The 24089-nt window shown below is 69.6% G+C and carries 28 protein-coding genes; 13 read left to right on the forward strand and 15 right to left on the reverse strand.

Annotated features, from left to right (window positions below):
• Positions 1 to 14: 14 nt before the first annotated feature.
• The 3 genes from FFG40_RS08965 to FFG40_RS08975 all read right to left on the reverse strand — a co-directional run bounded on the left by FFG40_RS08965 (position 15) and on the right by FFG40_RS08975 (position 1764).
• On the reverse strand, positions 15 to 200 hold the full coding sequence (locus FFG40_RS08965; protein ID WP_138802933.1) for a hypothetical protein: 186 nt from the start codon (positions 198 to 200) through the stop codon (positions 15 to 17).
• Positions 201 to 289: 89 nt separating this feature from the next.
• Entirely contained in the window at positions 290 to 1273 is a 984-nt protein-coding gene (locus FFG40_RS08970) for a zinc-binding alcohol dehydrogenase family protein (RefSeq protein WP_138802934.1), read from the reverse strand.
• On the reverse strand, positions 1270 to 1764 hold the full coding sequence (locus FFG40_RS08975) for a MarR family transcriptional regulator (RefSeq protein WP_042536897.1): 495 nt from the start codon (positions 1762 to 1764) through the stop codon (positions 1270 to 1272). Before FFG40_RS08975 ends, FFG40_RS08970 begins: the two co-directional genes overlap by 4 nt.
• Positions 1765 to 1808: 44 nt before the next feature.
• Here FFG40_RS08975 and FFG40_RS08980 point away from each other — a divergent pair, with 44 nt between their 5' ends.
• Positions 1809 to 2231 carry an ester cyclase gene (locus FFG40_RS08980; protein WP_056071192.1) on the forward strand — a complete coding sequence of 141 codons (423 nt, stop codon included), beginning with the start codon at positions 1809 to 1811 and terminating at the stop codon, positions 2229 to 2231.
• Between the two features lie 88 nt (positions 2232 to 2319).
• On the opposite strand, the gene FFG40_RS08985 is transcribed toward FFG40_RS08980, so the two are convergent.
• A complete protein-coding gene (locus FFG40_RS08985) occupies positions 2320 to 2847 on the reverse strand; it encodes a TetR/AcrR family transcriptional regulator (RefSeq protein ID WP_260678840.1) in 528 nt (175 codons plus the stop codon).
• Between the two features lie 153 nt (positions 2848 to 3000).
• On the opposite strand from FFG40_RS08985, the gene FFG40_RS08990 reads away from it, so the two are divergent.
• Positions 3001 to 3666, forward strand: coding sequence for an SDR family oxidoreductase (locus tag FFG40_RS08990; protein ID WP_017885863.1), 666 nt, complete (start codon positions 3001 to 3003; stop codon positions 3664 to 3666).
• Between the two features lie 72 nt (positions 3667 to 3738).
• Here FFG40_RS08990 and FFG40_RS08995 read toward each other — a convergent pair whose 3' ends face one another.
• Complete coding sequence (locus FFG40_RS08995; RefSeq protein ID WP_017885862.1) at positions 3739 to 4356, reverse strand: TetR/AcrR family transcriptional regulator; 618 nt, start codon at positions 4354 to 4356, stop codon at positions 3739 to 3741.
• A gap of 78 nt (positions 4357 to 4434) precedes the next feature.
• Between FFG40_RS08995 and FFG40_RS09000 the strand changes: the two genes are divergently transcribed.
• Together FFG40_RS09000 and FFG40_RS09005 are read left to right on the forward strand one after the other, a co-directional pair.
• Positions 4435 to 5625: an ABC transporter permease gene (locus tag FFG40_RS09000; RefSeq protein ID WP_138802936.1), complete on the forward strand. Its 1191-nt coding sequence runs from the start codon at positions 4435 to 4437 to the stop codon at positions 5623 to 5625.
• A gap of 99 nt (positions 5626 to 5724) precedes the next feature.
• Positions 5725 to 6789 carry an amidohydrolase family protein gene (locus FFG40_RS09005; protein WP_081612183.1) on the forward strand — a complete coding sequence of 355 codons (1065 nt, stop codon included), beginning with the start codon at positions 5725 to 5727 and terminating at the stop codon, positions 6787 to 6789.
• A 150-nt stretch (positions 6790 to 6939) separates the two neighbouring features.
• On the opposite strand, the gene FFG40_RS09015 is transcribed toward FFG40_RS09005, so the two are convergent.
• The 3 genes from FFG40_RS09015 to FFG40_RS09025 all read right to left on the reverse strand — a co-directional run bounded on the left by FFG40_RS09015 (position 6940) and on the right by FFG40_RS09025 (position 10346).
• Positions 6940 to 8187, reverse strand: coding sequence for an MFS transporter (locus FFG40_RS09015; RefSeq protein ID WP_138802937.1), 1248 nt, complete (start codon positions 8185 to 8187; stop codon positions 6940 to 6942).
• 57 nt (positions 8188 to 8244) lie between these two features.
• Positions 8245 to 9516, reverse strand: coding sequence for an MFS transporter (locus FFG40_RS09020; RefSeq protein ID WP_138802938.1), 1272 nt, complete (start codon positions 9514 to 9516; stop codon positions 8245 to 8247).
• A 347-nt stretch (positions 9517 to 9863) separates the two neighbouring features.
• Positions 9864 to 10346, reverse strand: coding sequence for a MarR family winged helix-turn-helix transcriptional regulator (locus tag FFG40_RS09025; RefSeq protein WP_138802939.1), 483 nt, complete (start codon positions 10344 to 10346; stop codon positions 9864 to 9866).
• Positions 10347 to 10401: 55 nt separating this feature from the next.
• On the opposite strand from FFG40_RS09025, the gene FFG40_RS09030 reads away from it, so the two are divergent.
• The 3 genes from FFG40_RS09030 to FFG40_RS17105 are packed head-to-tail and all read left to right on the forward strand — an operon-like array spanning position 10402 to position 12147.
• Complete coding sequence (locus FFG40_RS09030) at positions 10402 to 11592, forward strand: FAD-dependent monooxygenase (protein ID WP_138802940.1); 1191 nt, start codon at positions 10402 to 10404, stop codon at positions 11590 to 11592.
• A gap of 54 nt (positions 11593 to 11646) precedes the next feature.
• On the forward strand, positions 11647 to 11985 hold the full coding sequence (locus tag FFG40_RS09035) for an ASCH domain-containing protein (protein ID WP_138802941.1): 339 nt from the start codon (positions 11647 to 11649) through the stop codon (positions 11983 to 11985).
• Positions 11986 to 12006: 21 nt separating this feature from the next.
• Positions 12007 to 12147 (forward strand): hypothetical protein, encoded by a 141-nt coding sequence (locus FFG40_RS17105; RefSeq protein ID WP_181422692.1) that lies wholly within the window; start codon positions 12007 to 12009, stop codon positions 12145 to 12147.
• 9 nt (positions 12148 to 12156) lie between these two features.
• Here the strand turns inward: FFG40_RS17105 and FFG40_RS09040 are convergent, their stop codons facing one another.
• Complete coding sequence (locus FFG40_RS09040; RefSeq protein WP_138802942.1) at positions 12157 to 12867, reverse strand: SDR family oxidoreductase; 711 nt, start codon at positions 12865 to 12867, stop codon at positions 12157 to 12159.
• 55 nt (positions 12868 to 12922) lie between these two features.
• On the opposite strand from FFG40_RS09040, the gene FFG40_RS09045 reads away from it, so the two are divergent.
• Complete coding sequence (locus FFG40_RS09045) at positions 12923 to 13318, forward strand: MerR family transcriptional regulator (RefSeq protein WP_027464801.1); 396 nt, start codon at positions 12923 to 12925, stop codon at positions 13316 to 13318.
• A gap of 9 nt (positions 13319 to 13327) precedes the next feature.
• On the opposite strand, the gene FFG40_RS09050 is transcribed toward FFG40_RS09045, so the two are convergent.
• Positions 13328 to 13702 (reverse strand): VOC family protein, encoded by a 375-nt coding sequence (locus FFG40_RS09050; protein ID WP_138802943.1) that lies wholly within the window; start codon positions 13700 to 13702, stop codon positions 13328 to 13330.
• Between the two features lie 112 nt (positions 13703 to 13814).
• The gene (locus FFG40_RS09055) at positions 13815 to 14510 is read right to left on the reverse strand and encodes a YafY family protein (protein ID WP_138802944.1); all 696 of its coding nucleotides are present in this window, start codon (positions 14508 to 14510) and stop codon (positions 13815 to 13817) included.
• 255 nt (positions 14511 to 14765) lie between these two features.
• On the opposite strand from FFG40_RS09055, the gene FFG40_RS09060 reads away from it, so the two are divergent.
• The 3 genes from FFG40_RS09060 (at position 14766) to FFG40_RS09070 (ending at position 18033) form a co-directional block, all read left to right on the forward strand.
• Entirely contained in the window at positions 14766 to 15836 is a 1071-nt protein-coding gene (locus FFG40_RS09060) for a magnesium and cobalt transport protein CorA (protein WP_138802945.1), read from the forward strand.
• 173 nt (positions 15837 to 16009) lie between these two features.
• A complete protein-coding gene (locus FFG40_RS09065) occupies positions 16010 to 16822 on the forward strand; it encodes a mannosyl-3-phosphoglycerate phosphatase (protein WP_138802946.1) in 813 nt (270 codons plus the stop codon).
• Positions 16819 to 18033, forward strand: a complete 1215-nt coding sequence (locus FFG40_RS09070) for a glycosyl transferase (RefSeq protein WP_138802947.1) — start codon at positions 16819 to 16821, stop codon at positions 18031 to 18033. Before FFG40_RS09065 ends, FFG40_RS09070 begins: the two co-directional genes overlap by 4 nt.
• A 98-nt stretch (positions 18034 to 18131) precedes the next feature.
• Here the strand turns inward: FFG40_RS09070 and FFG40_RS09075 are convergent, their stop codons facing one another.
• Positions 18132 to 19163 carry an LLM class flavin-dependent oxidoreductase gene (locus FFG40_RS09075; protein ID WP_138802948.1) on the reverse strand — a complete coding sequence of 344 codons (1032 nt, stop codon included), beginning with the start codon at positions 19161 to 19163 and terminating at the stop codon, positions 18132 to 18134.
• Positions 19164 to 19226: 63 nt separating this feature from the next.
• Positions 19227 to 19619, reverse strand: coding sequence for a VOC family protein (locus FFG40_RS09080; protein ID WP_138802949.1), 393 nt, complete (start codon positions 19617 to 19619; stop codon positions 19227 to 19229).
• Between the two features lie 70 nt (positions 19620 to 19689).
• On the opposite strand from FFG40_RS09080, the gene FFG40_RS09085 reads away from it, so the two are divergent.
• The gene (locus FFG40_RS09085) at positions 19690 to 20556 is read left to right on the forward strand and encodes an SMP-30/gluconolactonase/LRE family protein (protein WP_138802950.1); all 867 of its coding nucleotides are present in this window, start codon (positions 19690 to 19692) and stop codon (positions 20554 to 20556) included.
• Between the two features lie 282 nt (positions 20557 to 20838).
• Positions 20839 to 21846: an SPFH domain-containing protein gene (locus FFG40_RS09090; protein WP_260678909.1), complete on the forward strand. Its 1008-nt coding sequence runs from the start codon at positions 20839 to 20841 to the stop codon at positions 21844 to 21846.
• A 188-nt stretch (positions 21847 to 22034) separates the two neighbouring features.
• Here FFG40_RS09090 and FFG40_RS09095 read toward each other — a convergent pair whose 3' ends face one another.
• On the reverse strand, positions 22035 to 23303 hold the full coding sequence (locus FFG40_RS09095) for a sugar ABC transporter permease (RefSeq protein WP_138802952.1): 1269 nt from the start codon (positions 23301 to 23303) through the stop codon (positions 22035 to 22037).
• Positions 23300 to 24064, reverse strand: coding sequence for an ATP-binding cassette domain-containing protein (locus FFG40_RS09100; protein WP_111038920.1), 765 nt, complete (start codon positions 24062 to 24064; stop codon positions 23300 to 23302). The genes FFG40_RS09095 and FFG40_RS09100 overlap by 4 nt, the downstream gene beginning before the upstream one ends.
• Positions 24065 to 24089: the final 25 nt, after the last annotated feature.

Consider the following 24089-nt stretch of genomic DNA (forward strand, 5'->3'; position numbering starts at 1 on the left):
GCCGTGGGACCTGCCTAGCTGGGCCCGGATCGTCGGGTCAGCTTCGAGCTGACGACGCCGTAGAGCAGCCAGGCGACGACAACGACGAGTGCGACCGTGCCGCACATCGCCGGCAGGGCGCCCTGCACCAAGAACGGCACGAGAAAGAGACTGACCAGGCCGAGGATGGCCAAGGTGATCTTGTAGCTGCGAGGAGACATCCGACCTTCCTGACTTGCACTGGCTGGCGCCCTTGTCGAGGACGAACGGGTTCCACCCCGAGAGCGGGGTTCCGGAGAACCCGTACCCATCATCGGATGGTGACGACGAGCTTGCCTGACCGGGTCCCGTCCTCCATATCGCGGTGGGCTTGAACGATCTCCTCGAGCGCGTACACCTTCGCGATCGGGACCTGCACGGTGCCGGCTGCGACGGTGTCGAGGAACGCCTGCAGTACCGATGCCGGCAGGTCGCTCGCTTCGCCGGAGTACGCGGTGAGGCGCACCCCGTTGGGGATCACCGCCATCGGGTAGAAGTCGGGGATGGTCCAGACGTCGGAGAGCATCCCGCTGAACGACACGGTGCCGTGGACGGCTGTCGCCCGGAGTGTGTCGGGCAGCGTGTCGGTGCCGATCAGCTCGACCGCTCCGTTGACGCCGTGCGGCACGATTCGACGGACCGTGTCGGCGATCCTGCCCGTGTCCACCACGACGTGGTCCGCACCAGTGGTGTGCAGTCGCTCGGTGCGGTCAGGGTTGCGAGTGGTGGCGAGGACGGTCATGCCCTGCTGCTTCGCCAGCACGATGCACGCCAGGCCGATCGACGACGTGCCACCGCGGATCAGGATCGTGTCGCCCCGGCGGGCACCGACGCCCACTGTGAGCGAACCGTGTGCGGTCTGCAGCATCTCGGGGACGGCGCCGAGCACGGACCAGTCGAGGCTGCTCCGGAACGGCACGACGCTGCTGGCCGGAACGACGGTGTACTCGGCGTAGCCCCCGTCGAAGTCGCGACCCATCCCGCCCATCAGTCCGGCTACTTGGGTACCGGCGGGGAACTCTCCACCTGGGGCTGCCTCCACGGTCCCGACGGCTTCGATCCCGGGCACCCGTGGGAAGGTCCCGGAATGGCCCATGCCGCGGCGGAAGTGCAGCTCGGACCGGTTGAGCCCGAACGCTTCCACACGGATCAGCACCTGGCCCGGGCCTGGGATCGGGACCGGCAGCTCACGGAGGTGCAACACGTCGGGGCCACCGGGTGCGTCGATCACGACGGCCCGCATGGTCGCCGTCATCGCCTTGCCTCCAACGTCGACTGCAGGCGCTCGAGTGCCGCGATGCCGTCTGCGATCGCCGCGGCATCGGCATCCGAGAGCACGGCGTCCAGCGCTTGGTCGAACCGCTCGTCCGCGAGGGCGAAGGCGTCTCTCCCCTGGGGCGAGAGCACGCTCCGGACACTGCGCCGATCGTCCGGGTCCGTCGAACGTTCGAGGAAACCATCGGCGGCGAGCCGGTCGAGCAAGCGACTGGCTGCAGCGATCGACGTCCCGACGCCGGTCGCGACGTCCTGCACCCGGGCGCCCGATGGGGCTGCCTGGACGATCCGCAACACCTCCAGTCGGGCCAGGCTCAGCACGCCCTCGCCCCGCATCCGCTTCTCGACCGCGTTCCACACGTCGGTCTCGTGCCGCACCAGCGCGGCGAAGTACTCCCGCAGACGCGCCGCTCGCCCAGCCCGGTCATCCGGGGCGTCGATTCCAGGGAGGGGTGCGAGGTCCGTGCTCATGCTTCGACTCTACGGCATCTACTTGCTATGTAAAGTAGTTGTCCATGACCACAGACACACGCCTCTCCTTCCTGCGATTCGTCGACTTCATCAACAGCGCCGACCCGTCCATCGGTGAGACGGTCATCGCACCCGAAGCGGCGTTCTTGACGCCGTTCTCGCCCGAGCCGCTGCGCGGGCTGCCGGGGTACATGCAGATCCTGACGATCATGCGGGGCGCGTTCTCCGACATCCAGTGGAGCACCGACCGGATCGTCGTCGAGGGCGACGAAGTCGCAGCACGTTTCGAACTGCGCGGCACGCACGACGGCGAGTTCCTCGGTGTCCCCGCTACGGGGAGGACGGTGGTCGCGAACGCGAGCAACTTCTACCGTTTCGACGAGGGACTGATCGTCGACGAGGTCGGCCAGCCGGACGTGCTCAGCATCCTCGGGCAGATCGGGGCGCTCCCGTCGGCAATCAGGTGAACGGTCAGGGTGCGATCGGCTTCGCGCGACACGGGGCGGCTGCCCGGTGGGTCAGTGGTACTCCGTGACGATCGCCGTGGCATGACCCTCAGGCAAGCCAGGCTGCGGACACGCTCCGGTCCACGACGTGACGCCATCCTTCCGGGGCTGCAGGGTCGTGGCTGGCCATCCCGGCCAGCCACAGGACGGCCATCAGGTCGTCGGCGGTGAAGTCCTCGGCGAGCACTCCGGCGCTGTGTGCGTTGGCGACGAGTTCGGCGCCGAGCGCCATGGATCGTTCGCAAGCGTTGATGAGGAGCACGGCGTCCGGGTAGCGCCGCAGCATTGCGTCGTTCATGGCCGGGTCGCTTCGTTGGAGGTCGATCATCTCGGCGATGAAGGTCTCCAACTGGGAACGGGGACTGTCCTGCGACAGTGTCCGGTCTCGCAGGGTCTTGAGTTTTGCCCCTGCGATGTCGGGCACGACGGCGTCGATGAGTTCTTCGCGCGATCCGACGCGGTTGTAGAGCGTGCCGATGCTCACGCCGGCTTCCCGGGCGATGTCCTCCAGGGGAGCGGACAACCCTCGCTGCGAGAACACGGCGATGGCGGCGGCGCGCAGCTTCTGGAGGTTCACCTGCGCGTCTCGACGCAGACGGGGTGGGGTGCTCACAGCGACTCCGAAGGATCTTGAGGGCGGTCTCAACATATGCTGCAGTGGATTTGAGGACGTTCTCAACTTACCGCACCAGCTTGCAGGGCCCGGCGGTGGGCCACGAAAGGACACATCATGCCCCTCATCACCATCATCGGCGCGGGACCCGGACTGGGTCTCGAGATCGCTCGCGCCTTCGGGAAGAAGGGCTTCGACGTCGCGCTCGTTGCCCGCAGCCAGGCGAAGGTGGATGCCCTGGCGAGTGCGCTCGTCGCGGAGGGCATCCAGGCTCGCGGGTTCACCGCCGACGTCAGCGAGCCCGACACGATCCGAGGCGCACTCCGGTCGATCCGGGAGTCGCTCGGTCCGATCGACGTCCTCGAGTACTCGCCGGCGGATCGGGCACTGGAGTCGGTCGATGCCGTGGACGTGACGATGGACAACCTGCAGCCACAGATCGACTTCTACCTCGGTGGCGCCATCGCGGCCGTCGGTGCGGTGCTGCCCGACATGATCGCCGCGGGCACAGGCACGGTCCTCGTGACGACCGGTGGTGGTGCGCTCGCCCGGACTCCGGTCCGCGGGAACGTCAACATCGCAGCCGCAGGGCTCCGGAACTGGATCCTCAACCTCGGTGCCGCCGTCGCGGAGAAGGGTGTCTACGTCGGTTTCGTCGCGATCACCGCCCTGATCGGAGGTGGGCGACCGGATGCGGAGCCCGCGGTCATCGCGCAGTCGTACGTGAAGCTCCATGACGAGCGGCGGGACGCCGAACTGCACTACGTCGCCTACGACGGCTGACGACACACCCGTCCGGGCCGGCCGGCCTGGACGGGTGGCTGCCGCGAACTCTGCATGGTGGCGCTCTGCACGTCAGTCGGTGCGGGCACCGGCTGCCGCGGCTGCGAACGTGCGGAGCGTGGCGACCTGCTGCGCGGTGCTCGGCGGTGCGTCGGCCATCTGCCACGTCGACACCAGCGCGATCATGCCGCCGATCGTGAAGGTGCGGGCGTCCCCGCTGAGTGCGACCACCGGTCGGGGGCCATCGCAATCGGACTCCGTCAGCCACGTCGTCATCGCCGAAGCCAGCACCTCGGTGACCCGCTCGCCGCGCGGGATGGCACGGAGCTTGTCGAAGAACTCCCGATCCGATCGTCCTGCGGTGAGCAGCGGTTCGATCCCGCGTTCGCGAACGGCGTCGGTGAGGGCCTGCGCGAGGTTCGCCGCGCCCTCGTCGAGGGGAAGATGGTCTTCGAGGAGTCGACTGATCCAGACATCTGTCGCGAGGTCACCGACGTTGCTGTAGTGGTTGTGGAGCGCCTGCCTGCTCAAGCCAGCTCGCTGCGCCACTGCACTCATCGAGATCGTCTCGCCCTTCGGCGCCTCGGACACGAGTGCGGTCAACGCCCGGATCAGGGCGGCGCGGGTGCGGGTGATGCGCGGGTCCACCCGCTGGCTCGCGAGTGCCGCCGTGGGCGTTCCCTCCGTCATGCGTCCATCTTGCCAGCCTGAGAGCTCTGATGTACGTTCGTCATCTACTGGACAACTGTAAAGGACACCATGACGCACGTGACCGAACCCGCACCGGACCGGCGAGACGGCCCGCAGCACCCGGCCTTCGAAGCGGCGGTCGCGGGCGGAACGCTGAACTCCGAAGGGCCGGGATCGGCTCATCGCTACCGGAACGTGATCCTCGGCGGGATCGCGATCCTGCTCCTCGCGATGGCGATGCTGACGAGCTACTCGAGCGCGTTCGGCGACCCGACGCCGAACAACGTGCACCTCGCGGTCACCGGCGACGCTGACGCGATCGTCGCGCTCGAGCAGCAAGGATCGCTGGACCTCACCGTCGTGGCCTCTGACCAGCAGGCGCGGACCGCGGTGCTCGACCGCGACGTCGACGGCGCTGTCGTGTTGCCTGCTCCGGGGAAGGGCGCCGGCGTCACCACCTACATCGCCAGCGGCGGCGGCCGTGGCCTCGGACAGGCGATCTCCGGTATCGGTGACTCGATCGCAGCGAAACTGCGGACCACCAACACGGCCGCAGACCTCGCACCCCTGCCGAAGCAGGACCCGGTCGGATCGATCGAGTTCTACGCGATCCTCTTCGCCGGCCTGGGGGCCGCCCTCGGTGCGACGGTGTTCGGACGCATCCTCGGCACTGTCGACACAGCGGCGAAGTTCATCGAGCGCAGCATCGTCCTCGTGCTCTACACCGGTCTCCTCGCCGGACTGATCACCCTGTGGATCGACTCCGCACTCGGAGCGGTGACCGTCGGCCCCTGGGCCGTGTTCGGGACCCTCTGGCTGACCGGACTCGCCATCGGGGGAGCGGTCACGGGCGTCGCAGCACTCGGCGGAACCATCGCGGCTCTGGTGATGACGCTCGCCCTGGTGATCCTCGGGAACACGTCGTCCGGTGGCCCGCTCGGGATCCACGTCCTCAACGACTTCTTCCAGACGCTCTACTACGTCTTCCCACAGGGCGACGCGCTCGACCTGCTGCGGTCCGTCCAGTACTTCGACGGCGCCGCGGTCGCCGCCCCGATCATCCGGCTGAGCATCTGGGCCGTGGCAGGCATCCTGCTCACGCTGACGGCGATGCTCATCCGGAACCGACGCGAAGCCGCGGCTCGACCGAAGGGCGGCCTCCGCTCCGAGCGCGATCCCCGCCAGACGGCCGGACCCTCGGGCTCCCACCTCGAGGCCGCTGCAGTCACGCCCAACGCGGCCTTGCTGCCGTTGACCCCAACGCCCTGAATGCAACAGGGGTCCTCGACGGGCGGGGATCCCTCGAGGCACCCACTCCTGGACACGACAACCAGCCCTCATTGCTGGGGACGATCGGAGGACTGCACCATGCCAGGAAAGATCGATGTCCACCAGCACCTGCTCCCGCCCCGCTACTTCGAGGCGCTGGCAGCGGCAGGATCGAAAGCGATGGGGGCCGGCGCCCCGGGGGATGCGCCGGCTGCGACCGGAGGGTCCGCGCAGTGGGACCCGTGGGGTGGAAGCGGCGGGACCGCACCGCGACGAGGGCCTCGGGCCATCGGTGGCTGGCTGATGCCGGAGTGGAGCCCCCGAGCGGCGATCGAGATGATGGACGAGGCGGGGATCGAGACCGGAATGCTCTCGATCAGCGCACCCGGCGTGCACTTCGGTGACGACGCCGCGGCGCGGGAACTCGCCCGCGAACTGAACGACTACCAGGCCGAGCTGGTCCGTGAGGCGCCGGACCGGTTCGGGCACTTCGCGGTGCTGCCGCTGCCGGACTTCGATGGTGCCGTCGCCGAGGCTGTGCGAGCACTCGACGAACTCCACGCCGACGGGGTGCTCCTGCTGTCGAACGCGCACGGACGGTACCTCGGCGACCCCGCGTACGAGCCGCTCTGGGCAGAACTCGCCGCGCGCTCGGCCGTGGTCTTCGTGCACCCCACCGCACCACCGATCACCCAGCTGCCAGGGATGCCGACTGCATTGCTGGACTTCCCGTTCGACACCACCCGCACCGCCGTGGACCTCGTCGCGCACGGCGTGTTCGACCGGTACCCGAACCTCCGCGTCATCCTCTCCCACGCCGGCGGGTTCCTGCCGTACGCAGCCAGTCGATTCAGCGCCGCCGCGATGTTCAACCCCGACACCACGCCGGAGAGCATCCAGGCGGGCCTCCGGAAGTTCTACTTCGACACCGCACTGTCCGCGTCTCCCGCCTCGCTGCCGTCACTGCTGGCGTTCGCGGAACCCGGCCATGTCCTCTACGGCAGCGACTTCCCCTACGCGCACCCCGATTGGAGCGCCCGCTTCGACCACGACCTGGACACCTACGACGGCCCCGGCGCAGAACGACTGGGCGAGGTGCACCGAACAGCCGCCGAGCAGCTCTTCCCCCGCTTGAGCGCCGAGCGCGTTCCGGGGAGCGAGTGAGTGTCGAAGCGGTCCGTGAGCCGCCAGGGTGCACCAGCCTGACCGTTGAGCCGAGTGTCCGCGGGGTCTCACCCGCGGAGCCGATCCGCAGCGTCCGACGCTGCACCGACCATGCGGCGGATGAACACGGCGTGGTGCTCGAGCTCCCCGTTACCGAACGGCGATCGTCCTGAGTGGTGAGCACATCGCCACGACGACGGCGCCGGCGAACACGAGCGTCACCGCGAGCAGCGCGACGCCATCTCCAGCGACGGTCATGAGCGCGCCGCCGCCCACTGCTCCTGCAGCCGCGACGGTCCTGTTCGCGCTGCGCATCGTGCCGTTCATCCGACCGAGCAGCGCGTCGGGTGTGACGGTCTGGCGGAGACTCATCTCGTTCGCGTTCTCGCAGCCCGCTGCAGCGCCGTGCACGGCGAAGGCGACGAACAACACCGCGACAGTCGCCGGTGTTCCTGCGGTGCCGGTGCCGACCGTCGTGAGCGTGACGGCGGCCCAGGCGACCGGGTACGCGGCTCGAGCGGCGATGATCGTCCGGCCGGCACCGAAGCGGGTACCGAGGCGCGGCGCAGCGGTGGCGCCGAGGAGCATCGCGACACCGCTGACGGCGAGGATGCCCCCGTACACGGCCGCTGGGAGCGCGAAGGTGCGGAGCGCGAGTGTCGCGAACACCGTCAGTCCGGCGGCGTTGGCGAGGAACCAGAGATGTGTCGACAGCGCCAGCGGTGCGAGCGTCGCATGACCGTACGTCCACCGCAGACCGTCGGCGATGTCGCTCCGCAACCGCGCACCCGCCGTGCGCGCTGGCGTCTGCTCGATGACGCGGACGCGCGCGATGAGGACGGCGTCGATGAAGTAGCTCACCGCGTCGAGGGCGATCGCGACCGGCGCGGTCACGATGCTGACCAGGACACCTCCGAGAGCCGGGCCCACCGTCTGCGCTGCCGCATCACTCTGGTCGACCCGCGCATTCGCCGCCAGGAGGAGCGGGCGAGGGACGATTCGAGGGAGGAGGGACTGCGTCGCGGCGAATCCGATGACGGACAGGATGCCGAACACGAACAACGCCGCCGCCGTCACCCAGAGGTTCAAGAGCCCGGTGAACCAGAGCACCGGGATCGCGCCCAGGCACACGCCACGACCGACACTCGCCCAGATCAGGAGTGGCTTGCGCCGGAATCGATCGACGTACGCGCCGACGATCAGCCCGAACAACGCGTACGGGAGGAACTGGGCAGCGTTCACCAGCCCCACCTCGAACGGGCTGGCGTGCAGCACGGTCACCACGAGAACCGGTACGGCGACCGCGCTGACTGCTGATCCGAACGATGAGACGGTCGCAGCGGACCAGTACGGGCGGAACCCGAGCACTCCACGCAGCGTGGTCGCGTCCTCGCCCATGCGCCAACGCTGGCAGACCGCGACGCTGCGAGCAAGACAGTTCGCCCAAGACACTGTTCAAGCGTCGATGTCGGTCGGCTCGGCGACTTGTACGCGTCCCGGCAAACCCCGGACCGCTCTGTGCCAAGCCCAGGCGGCGGCGAGGAACACACCCGTGGCGATGAGCCAGAGCAGCCAGGGCGTGCGCGAGTCCAAGAGTCCGAGAGTGAGCGGGAACAGTGCCATGCCGATCGAGCTCGCGGTCTGGAACACCCCGATCGCTCGGCCGCGGATTCGAGGGTGTGGAGCTTCGGCCATGACCGCGTTGGCGGCCGGGAGGTAGATCATGTCCGCAGCTGCCAGCAGGATCGCGACCACGATGACGAAGGACCACGCCGCCAGCCCGTGCAGCGGAGGAAGAACGATGAGCGGTGCTGCGGTCGCGGCAGTCAAGACTGCACCGAGCGCGATGAGCGTTCCACGCTGCTGACCAGCAACCCAGCGGGTCACGGAGGTCTGGAGCAACGCGCACAGGCCCGTAGCGACAGCGAACTGGACGGGCGCGACCGCTGGGGACATGCCCCACTGCTCGACGAACAGAACGCTGAACGCGACGTTCGGCAACACCATTGCGGGACCGATGAGGAACTGTCCGAGCGTGATGAGTCGCATCGACCGGTCGGCGATGAAGGAACGAAGTGACCCGGTCGTGTCCGCCTCTTCCGCATCTGCGAGGGCGGACGGCGGCGTGGATCGATGCCCGGTGGGTTGCGTCGCGAACACGCCGGCCGCCAGAACGCTGGTGACGACGTTGGCGAGGATCAGCCACCGCAACCCGTCTTGGTGGCCGTTCGCGAGGGTGACCGCGGCGATGATCGCGCCAGCGCCGAGCGCTGCGGCCTTCGTCGCTTCGAGGAACGCGAACCACCGCTCGAACGGGCGGCCTTCAGCGAGGTCGTGGACGTACGCGGTCCATGAGGTCCAGTAGAGCCGCTCGGAGCCGTTGGCGAGGAAGATCGCCGCGAAGATCATCATCGGGTCATGGGCGAACAGGTAGAGCGTGAAGCCCGCTGCCGAGAGGAGGTTGTTGAGGATCATCGACGCCTTCGCGCCGAATCGATCGGTGAGGACGCCACCGACCAGTCCGATCGGGAGAGCAACCAGTGTCGCGACGGTGGAGACGGCCCCGAGCACTGCAAGCGGCACGTCGGTGGTGATGGTGAAGTAGACGATCGTCAGTGGCAGCGTGAGGCCGGCGCCGATGGTGTCGGTCAAGACTGCAAAGGTGACGAAACGGTGTTCGCGCAAGCTCGCGAGTGAGGCCCGAAACCGGGCAGGGGTGAAGAACATGGATGTGGTCCCGTGAAGTCGTCGCGCCGTCGTCGCACGACGGCGCGGGCAAGCAGAAGCACGCGAGCACAACGCTCGCGGCGGGGAGAGGCCGACCTTCGTGGTCAGCTCAGTTCTGCGTTGCCATGACTCCGGGAGGGATCGGCCGCGGTCCGACGAACTCGGGCGCAGGCTTGGTGGAGAACAGTCGACGAGGGGCACAGAACGGCATCGTTGCCACCCTTCGCCATCATCGGACCAGTTGAACGAACGCTAGCAGCGCTCAAGATGAGAGATCAACGGTGAATAAGCAGCTGGCGATCGGCCAACGAGAACCCTGGTGATCGGCCAGGCAACTTCGATGACGTCTATCCGCGGAGCCGGTCCGCGGCATCCGACGCGGCACCGACCATGCGGCGGATGAACGCGGCGTGGTGCTCGAGCTCCGCCGCAGGCACCTGTTGCAGGGCGGCGGCGATCTCGGCGGTCGACATCTCCGTGAACGCCCGCGCGCGTTCCCGCGCAGCCGGTGTCGGACGGAGCGTCACCCGGCGCCGGTCCGTGTGCTCGCGGCTGCGTGCGACCAGACCTGCCGACTCCAAGCGGTTCAGCAGCACCGTCACGGATCCGGAGGTCATCCCGATCCGCTGCCCGAGCCGGGCGGGTGACAGCGGGTCGCCGGACGAGTCTGCCCAGATCACCTGTCCGAGGGCGTTCGCATCGGTGGTCGGCAGGTCGAGCCATGAGGACATCAGCTGGTTGAGCTCCGCGAACGCCACCGCCCAGGTCTGGAGCGCTTCCATCACCTCGACCTGGGGCGCGTCCCACTCCGCCTCGAACACGTCGTCCATCAGACTCCTTTACTGTGTAGTATCTTTATTGTAAAGCTCGCAACGGAGGAACACCATGGCAAACCGCACCGCTGTCATCTCAGGAGCCAGTATCGCTGGCCTCTCGACCGCCTACTGGCTCCGCCGGACCGGATGGGACGTGACCGTCATCGAACGAGCCGCTGCGTTCCGTGACGGCGGGCAGAACGTCGACGTCCGAGGCGTCGCGCGCGACGTGCTCCGCAAGATGGGCTTGTTCGACGCTGTGAAGGCACGGAACACCACCGAGACGGGCACCGTCCTCGTCGACGGGCGAGGGGCCGTCACCGCCGAACTGCCCTCTGACGGAGCCGGCGGTGCGACAGCGGAACTCGAGATCCTGCGCGGTGACCTCGCTCGGACGATCCTCGAGAACCTTCCGGCCGGCGTCTCCTTCGTCTACGGGGACACCGTGTCGGACGTCGACGACGACGCTGCGGGAGTCACCGTGACGACCGCGAAGGGGCAGCGCCTCCGCGCGGACCTGTTCGTCATCGCCGAGGGTGTGCGGTCCCGGACCCGTGCGATGGTCTTCGACGAGGACGACGTCGACCAGCGCGACCTCGACGTCACGATGGTCTTCGGGACCATCCCCCGGACCGACGGCGATGACGACCGGTGGCGGTGGCACAACGCCGTCCGCGGACGCCAGGTCCACCTGCGACCCGACCCGTACGGCACCACGCGCGCGATCCTGGCCTACTCTCCCGGGGACGACGTCATCGGTCTGACTCGTGAGCAGACACTGGCGGCGGTGCGGCGCAGGTACGACGGAGTCGGGTGGGAGGCGCCGCGGGTCCTGGACGCGCTCGACACGTCCCCGGACGTCTACATCGACCAGCTCCAGCAGATCCGGATGCGGACCTGGCACCGCGGTCACGTCGTGATGGCCGGTGACGCCGGATGGTGTGTCACGCCGATGGGTGGCGGCGGCGCCTCGCTCGCGCTCACCGCCGGGTACGTCCTGGCCGCGGAGCTCGCAGACGCGACGCAGGACCAGGAGTCAGCGCTGACCGCGTACGAGAAGTGGATGCGCCCGCTGGTCGACGATGTGCAGGACCTCCCTCGCGGACTCAAGGCCCTGGCGTACCCGCAGTCCCGACTCGCGCTCGCGCTCCGCGGGCTCCTGAACAAGGTGTTGATGTCACGGCCGCTCCGGCCAGTCGCCATGAAGCTCACCCAGGTCGCCGAGACCGATCGCGAGTTGCCGGTCCTCCTCGATCGCTGAGTCCTCAGCGCGGGAGGGGCACTCGCTCCGCGAGGAGTGCGGCAAGCTGGGAGCATGGCCGACACAGCCCCAGGGACCGTCCACTTCCACCAGAAGCACCACGAAGCGATCATCCGCGGCGAGAAGGTCACCACCGTGCGGTGGAACGAGTCCGTGCAGGTCGGCGAAGCGACGTTCGTCTTCGACGATCACCCGACCGCCGAACCGGTGGCAGGCACGATCACCGCCGTGCACCGATACCGGCTCGACACCCTCACGGCGGAACAGGCGCATCAGCCGCCGGAGACGGACATGCAGCTCTTCGGTCAGCAGCTCCGTGAGAACTACTACCCCGACATGCCGGACGATGCGGTCGTCGAGGTGGCCGAACTCACGACCGGGCCGTCTCAGTAGTCGCAGCCCGACCTCGACGTGGTGACGCGTGAGTTCACGCTCGTCGGGGTGAACCCCGCCCTCGACCAGTTCACCGAGCTGGCCGACGAGTTGCGGGTCCGCGCCGAAGAGCAGGCGGCCCGGCACGGCCGCACGCTGGCAGCCGTGCCGAAGGCTGCGTGAAGCCGGCGCCTACGACGCGAGCATCTGCGCCACCACGGCGTACAGCTCCTCGGGGCGGCCGGCGAGCATCTGCTTGATCAACGCGGCCTGCTCGTCGACGACGACCTCGTAGTCGTCGCGCTCGACCCCGTCCAGGGTCGCGCGCGCCACGTCCGCCGGGTCGGTCTTGGCCATCGAGATCCCCGCGGTCATGTCGGTGTCGGCCACTCCGAGGTGCACGGACATCACCGTGGTTCCTTGGCCGGCCAGCTCGTGACGCAACGCGTTGCCCATGTTCCACAGGGCGGCCTTCGACACCGCGTAGGCGGAGGCTCCGGGCATGGCGAGCCACGAGGCACCCGAGGCGATGTTCACGATGCCGCCACCGCCGTTCGCCGCCAGGACCGGCGCGAACGCGCGGATCACGGACAGGGTGCCCCAGACGTTCGTGTCCATGTCGGCGTGCGCTGCGTCCAGATCGCCCAGCAGGGTCGCCGTGGTCGCGATCCCGGCGTTGTTGACCAGGAGATCGACGTCGGTGGCGACCGCGGCGGCCGCTGCGACCGACGCGGGGGAGGTGATGTCGAGGGCGAGGCGCTCGACTCCCTCGAGGTCGATCAGTTCGGGGCGTCGGGCGGTGGCGTAGACCTTCGCCCCGCGGGCGATCAGCTGCGCGGCGAGGTGGCGACCGATACCGCGGTTCGTGCCGGTGACGAGGGCAGTGGCTCCAGAGAGGTTCATGCCGCTACGGTAGAACCTGACGTCAACGTGAGAATCAAGCCCGAGGGACAGAACGATGCGGATCGGTGAACTCGCAGAACGGGCGGGCGTCAGCGTCCGGTCGCTGCGGTACTACGAGGAACAGGGCCTCCTCGAGTCCGAGCGGACCACGGGCGGACACCGGGAGTACCGCGAGCCCGATGTCGCGCGGGTGCGCTTCATGCAGATGCTCTACGCGGCGGGCATGCCGAGTCGTCGGATCGTCGAGATCCTGCCCTTCCTCGACACCGGGGTCGCGACGCGGACGATGCTCGACCACTTCGACGAGGAGAGCGATCGCATCCGGCGCCAGATCGAGGCCCTCGGCGCCACCCATGACCGCCTCGCGCGGCTCCGCGACATCGCGGCGGAGTCCGTTGCTGGGCGACCGCCGGAGGAGTGCCGCTCGTCGGCGAATGCCGCCGCCGCCTGAGCACCCCGACTAGCTGGCGGCGGGCCTGCTGAACAGGTTGACGACGTTGCCGTCCGGGTCGCGGACCAGTGCGGAGCGGTTGCCCCACGGCATCGTTGTCGGCTCCAGGACGACGTCGTCGCTGCCGAGCTGCAGTCCGGCGAAGTCGCCGTCGACGTCGGCGACCTCGAACTCGATGAACACGGAACGGTTCGTCCCGGGCGTCAGCGTGCCTCCGAGCATGGCCACTGTCGCGGTGCTTGCGATCGCGAGGGTCGCACCCGGGCCGCTGAACTGCGCGAAGACCGGTGCGGGGCGCTCGGCCGGCTGGCCGGTGATCCGCTCGTAGAAGGCGACCATGCCTTCGAGGTCGTCGGTGATGATGCGGACGGATGCGAACGACATGGGGTTCCTCACGGTGGTGCTGCTGACTCGGAGCGACCAGCTTCACCGACTGCCGCGACACCGTCCTGTCGGTGTTTCCGGAAACCGACCGCGTTTCCGGAAACCGACCGCGCTACTCGTCGAGGACCGGCCGGAGTCGTCCGTACTGGATCGCGAGGTCCTCGGATCGCAGGACGCGCTGCGCGGGCCGCTCGTCGGTGACCTCGACGGACAGCATCCGGTCGCCCCGGAACGCCCGCACCCCGTCGCGCTTCCGGCACCAGGCGATCAGGTACCACTGACCGTCCTTCCCGATCGACCCCAGCGGTTCGACGTCGCGTTCGGACTCCGCTCCGTCGGCGTCCCGGTACCGGAGCCGCACGACTCGATCCGCGCGCAGGGCCGCCGCGAACCCGGCCGGGACGACCGTGTCCTCGTCGTCCTCCAGGAAGTGCACCCGGGACGCCAGCGCGCTGGCTCGTGCGGCATCCCCGGCGGGCATCACCGCGAGCGTCTTCCTGGCCGCGGTGTGTGCCGCGTGCCGGAACGGACTCCGCCCCAGCGAGCCGAGCCCGATCAGCACCGCGAGGGCTTCATCCGCCGTGAAGCCCGCCGGGCCGAGCGTCGCGGACGCGTCGATGACGTACCCACCCGTCCGGCCGGGCTCCGCCCAGATGGGCACACCCGACTGCTGCAACGCGGAGACGTCCCGTTCGATGGTCCGGACCGACACCTCGAACCGCTCCGCGAGGCGACGCGCGCTCCGCGGTTGCGGGGAGACGGCGCGCAACTCCTCCACGAGGCCGTAGAGCCGATCGGTGCGATTCACCTGGCCATCTTCGCTGTCGTGCCGAGCGTTCCGTCAGCTCCACGCCGTCTCGTCTGCCACGTGACGGACTGGAGGCACGGTGGCAGCTGGCACCGCGCCTCCAGTCCGTCACGGGGTCGCGCCCAGGGCGCGTCAGGACTCCGACAGGAATCCGGCGCGCAGCGTGAGGGGTCCGTCAGGGAAGCGCTCGCACCGTCGGTGGTCCGGCATGCTCGGCAGGTTGCCCGCATGCACCACGGAACCAGGAGGACACCGGTGGCCCTCATCGACAACGGCATCTACGTCAACGGAACACGGACGGACTCGCCCGCGGACCTCGGGCGCACGTACGAAGCGCTCGACGCCGCCGGGAGGGGCGCGATGGCCTGGATCGGGCTGTTCCGACCGACGGCCACCGAGCTGGCCTCGGTCGCGGACGAGTTCGGGCTGCACCCGCTCGCCGTCGAGGACGCGCGCAAGGGGCACCAGCGGGCGAAGCTCGAGCGCTACGGCGACACCCTGTTCGTGGTGCTGCGACCCGCCTGGTACGACGAGGACGAGGAGACCGTCGAGTTCGGTGAGGTGCACCTGTTCACCGGGCGGGACTTCGTCGTCACCGTCCGGCAGGCGGAGCAGCCGAACCTCGCCGACGTGCGGAAGCGACTCGAAGCCGACCCGGACGCCCTGGGGCGCGGGTCCGAGGCGGTGCTCTGCGCGGTCCTCGACGAGGTCATCGACAGCTACGCCCCGGTCGTCGCCGGGCTGCAGGACGACATCGACGACATCGAGGACGACCTGTTCGACGGCGACGTCGACCCGGCGTCCTCGCGGCGGATCTACCAGCTGCTCAGCGAGGTCATCGGGTTCCAGCGCGCCATCGGCCCGCTGCCCGGGATGCTCAACGCGTTGCTGCGGGGTGCCGAGAAGTACGGCACGGACACCGAGGTGCAGAACCAGCTGCGGAACGTCCTCGACCACGCGATCCGCGTCACCGAGCGGGTGGACACGTTCCGGACGCTGCTCGAGAACGCCCTCACGCTGCACTCGACCCTGGTGACGCAGGAGCAGAACGACGCGATGCGCCGGATGACCAGCGCGAGCCTGGCGCAGGGGGAGGAGAGCCGGCGGCTGGCCCGGGCGTCGATGGAGCAGGGCGAAGAGGTGAAGAAGATCTCGTCGTGGGCGGCGATCCTGTTCGCCCCCACGTTGGTGGCGTCGATCTACGGCATGAACTTCGAGCACATGCCTGAGCTGCGGTGGGCGTGGGGGTACCCGGCGGCGATCGTCGCGATGGTCCTGCTGGCGGTCGTGCTGTGGGCGGTGTTCAAGCGGCGGCACTGGCTCTGAGCGTGCGTGACGACGGACTGGAGGCGCGGTGCCAGCTGGCACCGCGCCTCCAGTCCGTCCGCTGGTCCCGTCGCGCGACCAGCGCCGGCTTGTTCACCCAACCGACGCATGCGCGTGGCAGGGTGGTCCGGGGCATCGTCGCCCGCAGCCCAGCCAGCCGCCAGCGGAGCACGATGCCAACACCCGACCTGATGATCGTCACGGACCTCGACGGGACGTTCCTCGACCACCACGACTACTCGTTCGACGCGGCCCTGCCGATGCTGGAGCAGCTGCGGGCGGACGACGTCCCCGTGGTGTTCTGCAGCAGCAAGACGCGTGCCGAGATCACGGCGCTGCAGGCGCGCACCGGGCTCGACGGGCACTCGTTCGTGGCGGAGAACGGCGCGGTCGTCGTCGGGCCGGCGGGCGACGTCCTGGTCGGACCGGTCGACGGCGACCTCGAGCGGCTGCACGGAGAACTCGACCGCGTCCGCCGGGCACTGCATCTGCGGTTCGAGACCTTCGGCGGCGTGACCGACGCCGTCGTCGCCGCGTGGACCGGCCTCGACCTCGAAGCGGCCGGACGAGCGCAGCAGCGCGAGGCGTCCGAGGTGTTGCTCTGGCACGCCGAGGACGACGACCGGGCCGACGCGTTCCGCGCGGCGCTCGCCGCCGTCGGCCTCGACCTGGTGCGCGGCGGCCGGTTCTGGCACGTGCTGCCGGCGGGCCGCGACAAGGGCGCGGCGGTCCGGACGCTGATCGCCGACCACGAGCGCCGGACGGGGACCATCCCGCGCACGATCGGACTCGGTGACGGCCCGAACGACACGGTGATGCTCGACGCGGTCGACTTCGCCGTCGTGGTCCGCGGGCACGGCCCGGCACCCGGACCACTCGCCGACGACCGCCCCGAGCGCGTCCACCGCACGACCGCCCCCGGCCCGCAAGGCTGGACCGAGGGCCTCACCCGGTTCACCACCCCGTCCGTCAGGAGCCACCGATGAGCGACTTCCACCAGAACGGCGTCATCACGACGTTCCACGACCTCGGTCGCCGCAGCACCGCGAGCCTCGAGGAGGACCTGCGGGGCTTCGCCGAGAAACGCCCGATGAGCCTGATCCTGCCGGCGCTGTACTCCGAGCTCGAGCGTCCGGCCCTGTCGCGGATCGTCGACGAGCTGGCCGAGGCCGACTGGCTCAGCGAGATCGTGATCGGGCTCGACCGGGCCGACCGCTCGCAGTTCGAGCACGCCCGCGAGTTCTTCACGCGGCTGCCGCAGCGGCACCGGATCCTGTGGAACGACGGGCCGCGGCTGCGCGAACTCGACGCCGAACTGGAGCGCGCGGGCCTGGCACCGGGGGAGCCCGGCAAGGGCCGGAACGTCTGGTACTGCACCGGGTACGCCCTGGCGTCGGAGCGGGCGGACTGCATCGCCCTGCACGACTGCGACATCACCACCTACGAGCGGGGCATGCTCGCGCGGCTGTTCTACCCGGTCGCGAACCCCGCGTTCGACTACGAGTTCTCGAAGGGCTACTACGCCCGCGTCGCCGACGGTCGGATCAACGGACGCGCCGCACGGCTGCTCGTGGGGCCGCTGCTCCGCTCGCTCCGCCAGGTCTACGGCGAGTCCGAGTACCTGGAGTACCTGAGCAGCTTCCGGTACCCGCTGTCCGGCGAGTTCGCGATGCGCGCCCACGTGCTGAACGGCCTGAAGATCCCCGGCGACTGGGGACTCGAGATCGGCATGCTCTCCGAGGTCTACCGCGACTACGCGACCCGGCAGGTGTGCCAGGTGGAGATCGCCGACGCGTACGACCACAAGCACCAGCCCCTCGCCGAGGCCGACGGCACCGGCGGCCTCGCCCGGATGGGCAACGACATCGTGCAGTCGCTGCTCCGGAAGCTCGCGACCATGGGCGTCCCGCTCACGTCCGACTCGTTCCGCGTGCTCAAGGCGACGTACTACCGGAACGCGCTCGACATCGTCGAGGTGTACCGGCACGAAGCCGAGATGAGCGGGCTCGCGTTCGACCAGCACGCCGAGGAAGCCGCGGTGGAGCTCTTCACCAAGGCGATCCTCGACGCCGGCGGCGCCTTCACGGCGCGGCCGAACGACAAGCCGTTCATCCCGAGCTGGAGCCGGGTGCGCTCAGCGGTGCCGGACGTGCTCGACCGGCTGCGGGACGCGGTGGAGGCGGACCAGCAGGACTGATCCGGCGCCTGAGCGCGCCCTGGGCGCGCGTCGACGGCGGACTGGAGGCACGGTGCCAGCTGGCCCCGTGCCTCCAGTCCGTCGGTCTGGCGCCGTTCTCAGGCCGCGACCTGCGGCGCCCAGCCGAGTTCCGGACCCAGCCGCTCGGCGATGTCCGTGATGATCTGCGCGTAGTCGTCGGGCTCGAACGAGAACGGGAGTGCGAAGGCGACCTCGGTGACCGCCTGGTAGCCGACGTCGGCACGCAGCCGGTCCGCGATCTCGGCCGAGGTGCCCACCAGATCGGCGGCGAAGAGCATCCCGGCGGGGCCCTGCGGCACGCCGACGCGGCCCGAGCGGCTGTCGACGTAGGCACGGTAGCGGGCCTCCTGCTCGGCGGTCGCGGTGTCGGTCGGGATGACGACCAGGCCCTGCGAGACGCGGGCGGCAGCGGGGTCGGGGTGGACGTCGAGGTAGGCGTCGATCTGGGCGCGCTGGTTCGTGGCGAAGTCGGTGCCGTTCTCGCTGCGGGTGACGCTCGAGGTGAGCAGGTGGAAGCCGTTCTCACCTGCCCACACGGCCGACTTCGTGCTGCCGGTGCCGTACCAGATCCGGTTGGCCAGGCCGGCGCTGTGCGGCTGGACGGTGCTCGCGAACTCCTCGATGCCGCGGCGTTCGACGGTCTCCGTGGCCGTCACCGGGTCACCGCGCACCAGGGCACGGAAGCGCAGGAGCCGGTCGTTGCCGAGGTCCTCGTGCTCCAGGGTGTCGGGGTAGATCGCGTCGCGGTACAGGTCGAAGTTCATCGGGGTGCCGACCGAGAACCCCGGGTTCAGGCGGCCGCCGAGGAGCACGTCGACCGTGCTGAGCTCCTCCGCCAGGCGGAACGGGTTCTCCGCGCCGATCGGGGTGACGGCGGTGCCCAGGTCGATGCGCGAGGTGCGCTGCGAGGCGGCGGCCAGCACCGCGACGGGGGAGGAGATGCCGTGCTGCAGGTGCCGGTGGCGCAGCCAGGCGCTGTCGAAGCCCAGGGCCTCGGCGCGCTCGATCACGCGCAGGGTGTCCTCGTGGCCCTCGGACGGTCGTGCGGGGTCGAACGACCCGATCGTCAGGAAGCCGAGCCGGTGCAGGGGAGTTCCGTCGAGGGGCATGGGTCGATCGTGCCAGATGCGTCGTGCCGTTCGTCCGTTGATGACCGTTGTGCAGCCGCCGGCTCAGTCACCGGTCTCCTTGATCAGGGCCTCGACGTTGTTGCCGTCCGGGTCGGACACGAACGTCGTGTACGCGCCGTACTCCGGCCAGTAGCGCGGCTCGTGCCGGGACACCCCGCCAGCGGCGACGGCTTCGCGGTGGAAGGCGTCGACCTCGCTCCGTGACCCGGCCTCGAACGCCAGGTGGAGTCCGCGCGTCGTCGCCTCTGGGGTCCGGGCGGTCTCGAGCGAGACGCTCGGGGTGTCGTCCCCGTGCTGCCAGAACTCGGCGACGGCGTCCGTGCGGTAGCCCGCTCCGATGCCGAGGGGCGCGAGGGCGGCGGTGTAGAACGCGTCGCTCGCGGCGAAGCCGCTGGCGAAGACGCCCAGGTGGTGGATGAGGTGACGACCCGGCATGGGACGACCCTAGGCCGCCGTCACGGCATCCGTCCGGGCAGCATCCCGGTCCCGCTGGCAGGCTGGATCCGTGCACATCACCCTGGACTCCGCGACCGACATCGTCATCTCCGGCATCCGTTTCCCGGAGGGGAACCGCTGGCACGACGGGCGGCTCTGGTACTCGGACATGCACACCGGCGAGGTGTTCTCGGTCGACCCGTCCTCGACCGACGGCCCCCGGCTCGAGGCGACGGTCGACGGGCAGTCGTCGGGGCTCGGGTGGCTCGCCGACGGGCGGTTGATCGTCAGCTCGATGGAGTCCCGCACGGTCGTCGCCGTCGACCCGGACGGCAGCACCTCGGTGTTCGCCGACCTGTCCACGATCGAGTCGTCGCTCGTGAACGACCTGGTCGTCGACGCCCAGACCGGCCGGACCTACATCGGTGCCTTCGGGTACGACCTGTACGCGGGCGAGGAACTGCGCCCCGGCCCGCTCTACGTGATCGACCCTGACGGCTCGGTCCGCCTCGCCGCCGAGGGCCTGGTGTTCCCGAACAGCGCCAACATCCTGCCCGGCACCCGGACCCTGGTGGTCAGCGAGACGTGGGGTGGCCGCCTCACCGCCTTCGACATCGAGGACGACGGTTTGCTGACCGGACGTCGCGAGTGGGCAGCCCTGCCCGGCGGCGTGACCCCGGACGGCAGCACCGTCGACCGTGACGGCGCGATCTGGGTCTGCTCGGTCGACACGGGGGAGTTCCTGCGGGTCGTCGAGGGCGGCGAGGTGACGGACCGCATCGACGCACCCGGGGACTGCGCGATCGACTGTGCGCTCGGTGGCGAGGACGGGCGCACCCTGTACCTGGCGACCGCCGACAGCTACGACCCGGCCGTGACGGCGACGACGCGCGCCGGTCGGATCAGTTCGGTGCGCGTCGAGGTGCCGGGGTGGTGAACCCGAGCGACCTCGCCGAGGCGACGCGTCGTGCCGAGTACTGACGTCTGACCCCCGACGCGTGGCCGGGCGTGCGGCTCGGGGTCGATGGACGTACGGTCGGTGCGAGGTTGCACTCCTGGTGCGAGGCATCGAGGGTCGCACCAGGTGCGCAACCTCGCACCAGACGACACGGACCCCAGGCGACACGGACCCCAGGCGACACGGACCCCGCGCACTCGAGTCACCCACACCCCTCCGGGTACGGCAGACTGCACGGACAAGCATCCAGGAGTGATCGTCATGTTCGTCGCCGCCATCGTCTTCCTCGTCATCGCGCTCGTCGCGCTCTTCTTCCGAACACGCACCTACTCCACCCCCGCACGACCGGCCACACCCGGTCGCGAGGCACGCCCCGCCGTCCCGACCCGCCGCCCGAACCTCATCGCGACGTGGACCGCGGCCGCCGCCGGCGTCCTGTTCGTCGGGCTCACGCTCGGCAGCACCCTGTACGCGCAGGACACGGGTGAGTCGAAGGTCCAGGTGGACATCTCCGGCAACATCGTCGGGCAGAGCACGGACTCCGGGTTCCACTTCAAGGCGCCGTGGGCGACGCTGCACACGTTCAACATCCGCAACCAGACCGTCACCTACATCAACGCGGTCAACGGCTCCGACTCGGACAACAACGGCAACGTCCGCTCCGGCCCGTACGTCACGGTGCAGGACCAGGACGGCGTCTCGTCGAACGTCAGCCTCAACCTGCAGTACAGCATCGACGCGAAGTCGGTCACCGACATCTACCGGTCGTACAAGACCGAGGAGAACTTCAAGACGCAGTTCATCGGCAACTCGGTGCGCAGCGTCGTGCGCCAGGTGCCGAACGACTTCACCACCATCGAACTGATCACCAAGCGAGGCACCGTCGAGAAGGCGATGATCCAGGCGCTCGAGAAGCGGTGGAAGGGCTCGGGCGTGCACGTCGACAACTTCGCCCTGCAGGAGATCACGCCCCCGAAGTCGGTCATCGAGGCCTACGCCACCGCACAGCAGGCGCAGATCCAGGTCACGAAGGAGCGCGCGCTCCTGGACGCCAAGAAGGTGCAGGCGCAGCAGCAGGTCGCCGAGGCACAGGGGCAGGCCGACGCCAACGAGGTCCTCAACGAGCACCCGCTCTCCGACGCCGCCCTCAAGCAGCGCGAGATCGAGGCGCTCAAGAGCGCCGGCGACAACGGCTCGCTGATCGTCGTGCCGCAGGGCACCGACAACATCCTCAGCCTGCCGGGCACCTCGGGTTCGAAGAGCAAGTAGCGCGCGCCGAGACGCCGCCCAGTCGCCGAGACGCCTCCGTTTTCGGAGGCGTCTCGCACACGGGGCGGCGTCGGGAGAACACGACGGCGTCTTCCGGATCCGAGACGCGCGCCGAGACGGACGGGAGGCACGGTGCCAGCTGGCACCGTGCCTCCCGTCCGTCCGCGTGGCGGGGTCCGGGGCCCCGCTCAGGCCGCGCCGTGACTGGCGCGGCTGCGCCGCGAGAGCGAGTCGATGATGACGGCCAGCAGCAGGACCGCGCCGGTGATCATGTAGCGGATCGACGAGTCGAGGCTCAGCAGGGTGAGCCCGTTCGAGATCGACTGGATCACGATGATGCCGAGCAGCGCCGACCAGGCGCTGCCGCGGCCACCGAACAGGCTGGTCCCGCCGATGACGGCTGCGGCGATCGCGTTGAGGTTCGTGTCACCGGCGCCGGACGACAGGCTCGCGGAGTTGAGGCGGGCCGCGGCGAGGATGCCGCCGACGGTGGCGAAGAGCGAGGTCAGCATGAACACCGAGATGTAGATGCGGTTCACCCGGATGCCGGAGCGCCGTGCGGCCTCGACGTTGCCGCCGACCGCGAAGACCGAGCGGCCCCAGCGGGTGCGCTTCAGCACGAAGTTCATCAGCACGACCAGCACGACGAAGAACACGAACGAGGTGCCGGTGCCGAAGTCGCGCGACAGGTACCAGACCATCAGCGCGAGGCCGAGGAACAGGGCGACGGCCTTGACGATGGTCAGCGACATCGCTCCGGTCGACAGCCCGGCACGGCGGCGGCGGGCAGCGCGACGGACCTCGGTGAAGAAGAGTCCTCCGGCGGCCAGGACGGCCAGCAGGTACGCGAGCCACGGCGGCAGGTACGAGGCCGAGGCGAACTGCACGATCGGTGAGTCGTACGGCAGGTTGATCGAGCCGTTCGGCCCGAGGATGAGCAGCTGCAGCCCGAGGAACCCGAGCAGACCGGCGAGTGTGATGACGAAGCTCGGCACCCCGAAGCGGGTGAACAGCAGGCCGTAGAGCAGGCCGGCGGCGGCACCGACGGCCAGGGCGACGGTGAGCACGAGCCACAGCGGCCAGCCGAGCGTCGTGAGCCCCTGGCCGAGGATCGCGGCGGAGAGCCCGCTGACGCTGCCGACGGACAGGTCGATCTCGCCGAGCAGCAGCACGAGCACGATGCCGATCGCGATGGTGCCGACCGCGGCGCACTGCAGGGCGAGGTTGACCAGGTTGCCCGGGGACAGGAAGTCGGGGGAGAGCGCCTGGAACACCGCCCAGATGACGATGAGCCCGACGACCACCGGCAGCGAGCCGATGTCACCGCCGCGGACCCGTCGGACGAACGCCTTCGCCGCGCCGCCGAGCCCGGCGTCACGCAGGAGCCGCTCGTCCTGCAGGTCCGCGGCCGAGGGCGTCGGGGTCGCTGCGGTGAGGGTCTCGTCGGTCTTGCTCATGCGGAGGTCTCCTGCTCGGTGCGGGCGGCGGCGCGACGGGTGACGGCGTTGTCGGTGGCGCCGGTGATGGCCGCGATGATCTCCTCGTAGGAGACGTCGTCGATGCGGAAGGTTCCGTTGTTGCGGCCGAGTCGCAGGACCGCGACCCGGTCGGCGACGGCCTGCACGTCCGCGAGGTTGTGGCTGATGAGGACGACGCCGAGTCCGCGCTCGCGCAGGCGTTCGACGAGGTTCAGGACCTCGGCGGTCTGTGCGACACCGAGTGCGGCGGTGGGCTCGTCGAGGACGACCACCTGCGGGTCACCGATCAGCGAGCGGGCGATCGCCACGGTCTGCCGCTGCCCACCGGACAGCGACGCGATCGGGATGCGAACCGACGGGATCCGGGCGGCGAGCTGCTGGAGGAGCTCCCACGATCGGCGCTCCATCTCCTCCTCGTCGAGGAACGGGTGGGCGATCTCGCGCCCGAGGAACAGGTTCGAGACCACGTCGAGGTTGTCGGCGAGGGCGAGGTCCTGGAACACCGTGGCGATGCCGAGGGTCTGGGCCGCCGCGGGGTTCGGGACCGTGACCTCGTCGCCGCCGAAGGTGATCGTGCCGCCGTCGGGCGTGTAGACCCCGGCGAGGATCTTCACGAACGTCGACTTGCCGGCGCCGTTGTCGCCGACGATGGCGACCACCTCGCCCGGGTAGACGTCGAAGTCGATGTCGCTGAGGGCCTGGACGGCGCCGAACCGCTTGGTGATCCCGCGCAGGGACATCACCGGGTCGGCGGAGGGGTGTGCT

The sequence above is a fragment of the Curtobacterium sp. KBS0715 genome, assembly GCF_005938005.2.
Lineage (GTDB): Bacteria > Actinomycetota > Actinomycetes > Actinomycetales > Microbacteriaceae > Curtobacterium > Curtobacterium flaccumfaciens.

What these genes read in the sequence shown, in the direction of transcription:
- FFG40_RS08965 (WP_138802933.1), bottom strand. Translation starts at nt 200, where the DNA reads ATGTCTCCTCGCAGCTACAAGATCACCTTGGCCATCCTCGGCCTGGTC.
- FFG40_RS09090 (WP_260678909.1), top strand. Translation starts at nt 20,839, where the DNA reads ATGTTCGTCGCCGCCATCGTCTTCCTCGTCATCGCGCTCGTCGCGCTC.
- FFG40_RS09100 (WP_111038920.1), bottom strand. Translation starts at nt 24,064, where the DNA reads ATGTCCCTGCGCGGGATCACCAAGCGGTTCGGCGCCGTCCAGGCCCTC.
- FFG40_RS09025 (WP_138802939.1), bottom strand. Translation starts at nt 10,346, where the DNA reads ATGGACGACGTGTTCGAGGCGGAGTGGGACGCGCCCCAGGTCGAGGTG.
- FFG40_RS08970 (WP_138802934.1), bottom strand. Translation starts at nt 1,273, where the DNA reads ATGACGGCGACCATGCGGGCCGTCGTGATCGACGCACCCGGTGGCCCC.
- FFG40_RS09075 (WP_138802948.1), bottom strand. Translation starts at nt 19,163, where the DNA reads ATGCCCCTCGACGGAACTCCCCTGCACCGGCTCGGCTTCCTGACGATC.
- FFG40_RS09045 (WP_027464801.1), top strand. Translation starts at nt 12,923, where the DNA reads ATGCGGATCGGTGAACTCGCAGAACGGGCGGGCGTCAGCGTCCGGTCG.
- FFG40_RS09040 (WP_138802942.1), bottom strand. Translation starts at nt 12,867, where the DNA reads ATGAACCTCTCTGGAGCCACTGCCCTCGTCACCGGCACGAACCGCGGT.
- FFG40_RS09050 (WP_138802943.1), bottom strand. Translation starts at nt 13,702, where the DNA reads ATGTCGTTCGCATCCGTCCGCATCATCACCGACGACCTCGAAGGCATG.
- FFG40_RS08990 (WP_017885863.1), top strand. Translation starts at nt 3,001, where the DNA reads ATGCCCCTCATCACCATCATCGGCGCGGGACCCGGACTGGGTCTCGAG.
- FFG40_RS09065 (WP_138802946.1), top strand. Translation starts at nt 16,010, where the DNA reads ATGCCAACACCCGACCTGATGATCGTCACGGACCTCGACGGGACGTTC.
- FFG40_RS08995 (WP_017885862.1), bottom strand. Translation starts at nt 4,356, where the DNA reads ATGACGGAGGGAACGCCCACGGCGGCACTCGCGAGCCAGCGGGTGGAC.
- FFG40_RS08975 (WP_042536897.1), bottom strand. Translation starts at nt 1,764, where the DNA reads ATGAGCACGGACCTCGCACCCCTCCCTGGAATCGACGCCCCGGATGAC.
- FFG40_RS09030 (WP_138802940.1), top strand. Translation starts at nt 10,402, where the DNA reads ATGGCAAACCGCACCGCTGTCATCTCAGGAGCCAGTATCGCTGGCCTC.
- FFG40_RS09035 (WP_138802941.1), top strand. Translation starts at nt 11,647, where the DNA reads ATGGCCGACACAGCCCCAGGGACCGTCCACTTCCACCAGAAGCACCAC.
- FFG40_RS09080 (WP_138802949.1), bottom strand. Translation starts at nt 19,619, where the DNA reads ATGCCGGGTCGTCACCTCATCCACCACCTGGGCGTCTTCGCCAGCGGC.
- FFG40_RS09015 (WP_138802937.1), bottom strand. Translation starts at nt 8,187, where the DNA reads ATGGGCGAGGACGCGACCACGCTGCGTGGAGTGCTCGGGTTCCGCCCG.
- FFG40_RS09005 (WP_081612183.1), top strand. Translation starts at nt 5,725, where the DNA reads ATGCCAGGAAAGATCGATGTCCACCAGCACCTGCTCCCGCCCCGCTAC.
- FFG40_RS09070 (WP_138802947.1), top strand. Translation starts at nt 16,819, where the DNA reads ATGAGCGACTTCCACCAGAACGGCGTCATCACGACGTTCCACGACCTC.
- FFG40_RS08980 (WP_056071192.1), top strand. Translation starts at nt 1,809, where the DNA reads ATGACCACAGACACACGCCTCTCCTTCCTGCGATTCGTCGACTTCATC.
- FFG40_RS09095 (WP_138802952.1), bottom strand. Translation starts at nt 23,303, where the DNA reads ATGAGCAAGACCGACGAGACCCTCACCGCAGCGACCCCGACGCCCTCG.
- FFG40_RS09020 (WP_138802938.1), bottom strand. Translation starts at nt 9,516, where the DNA reads ATGTTCTTCACCCCTGCCCGGTTTCGGGCCTCACTCGCGAGCTTGCGC.